The 1601-nt window shown below is 40.1% G+C and carries 2 protein-coding genes; one reads left to right on the top strand and one right to left on the bottom strand.

The window, feature by feature from the left end; genetic code table 11:
- Nucleotides 1–411 precede the first annotated feature (411 nt).
- The gene (locus ACM0OZ_RS48700) at nt 412–585 is read right to left on the bottom strand and encodes a hypothetical protein (RefSeq protein ID WP_414590133.1); all 174 of its coding nucleotides are present in this window, start codon (nt 583–585) and stop codon (nt 412–414) included.
- A 376-nt stretch (nt 586–961) separates the two neighbouring features.
- Between ACM0OZ_RS48700 and ACM0OZ_RS48695 the strand changes: the two genes are divergently transcribed.
- Nucleotides 962–1153, top strand: coding sequence for a hypothetical protein (locus ACM0OZ_RS48695; protein ID WP_414590132.1), 192 nt, complete (start codon nt 962–964; stop codon nt 1151–1153).
- Nucleotides 1154–1601: the final 448 nt, after the last annotated feature.

The following is a 1601-nucleotide window of genomic DNA, read 5'->3' as shown; positions in this document are numbered from 1 at the left end:
TTATCGAACTGATGCAAGAACTCGCTCCTCTTGCTCAATTCTTCGGACGTGGAACGAAGTCAGCCTTGACAAATGCGACATCATTTGCTGCTAAAGTCCCTGCAAGTATGGGTGTTTAAATTGCAAAGATTGTGTGTGGTTTGTAACGGGTGAGTAATTTCACGTTGACACCAATTCGTTGATTGATTTACTTACCCATGATTCTTTAATCATCCTGATATGAAATTCACGGTATTGGCGCATGAAGATTCAATATCCCTTGAACAAGTGCAGTATGGGACGAATCAATGCTTTTTGCTCATAGAGATTTAGCGAGCGCCTATGTTTGATAGCAGCAATCCTCAAAGCCCGTCACTTTTCGTCAATTCACTCACACAAATCTGCCAATCCTCATGGTTCCTCGAACTTGCATTAACTTTCACTAATCCAATGTATGTATACACAGACTAAGCGCCGATAGTCAAGCGATCCCAAGGAGGCGATCGCATCACCGAGGCTAATATCATGTTCGCTTAATTGCCCATAATAAAACTTCTTTGTAGTAAGGACAAGAGTCCTTGCTTTGTCGGTAAAGAGGACGCGCATTCCCCACTACGAATTTCCGCGCGGTTATATAACCGGACATGATATAAATTGTGAAAAACTAGAAAAAGAAGTCTGCGCTCTGCATAGAAAGGAAAAAACGAAATAAGATTGAGTGCATCAAAGTTGAAACATCGACGACCTAGGTTTGCTTACAGAACTCCAGCTACAATCTTGACTTTCCAAAGTTGGAAAACCAATTTCCTGACTTGACGATGTGTGTCTCATCAAATCTATCTATAGTAAAACAGTGCAATGAATGAAGGCGAACATTTAAGACTTCAGTGTTGCAAAGACTTCATTTACTAGCCTAAAAAATTCATTTATCTATAAGGATAAGTGAACCATCCAATAACATTTGATGAAGGAGAATAATCTAATGACAGCATCAACACAAGGAGCAAAAGATAAAGAGCTTCAGGCTTTTAAGAATAGCCAATACAATTATTGGGATGCCCGTGTCTTAGCAGATTACTGGGGACAGTCGGAGGAAGATGCAAAGGCTCGAATTGGTAGAAAGATTCTCTGGGGTAAAAAAGATACTGTTTCAACAGGAGCGCGTTTTGAGTAAATACAATGCCTGTATTCGTTCTTTCCCATATCCAGTTTTTTGCTGTCTCAACAACTCTTGAAGTGAGCGCCTGTGTTTCTTTTATCTCTAGTTTGAGTATCTCTAGTTTGAGAACCCTACACATTGTTTTTTTATGAGTGATGCACCTGCAATTATATGTATCACACTTTTAGTGAAACGGTATTACTGGCGATCGCCTACAGGGTTGAGCTGAGTCCATCCCACCTGAACGGTTCCAGCGCACCCACTGTTATTAGTTTGATTTTTTACTCTTGGTCTAAGTAATAATATTAGGTGCGGAATCTGGGCTGTAAACTTTCAAAATTTTTCTCCAAAAAAGCAAAGGGACGAGCATAAGTTTTCAACCCTGACCCCTATAAAAATTCACAAGCGAAAAAACGAGTTGAAAACGCCAAATAACTCACGGCGTCCCAAGATACAAACAAGA

This window comes from Scytonema sp. PCC 10023 (assembly GCF_963920835.1).
Classification (GTDB): domain Bacteria; phylum Cyanobacteriota; class Cyanobacteriia; order Cyanobacteriales; family Nostocaceae; genus Kalymmatonema.
The sequence above is the reverse complement of the archived record's forward strand: the minus strand, read 5'-3'. Positions and strand labels throughout refer to the sequence as shown.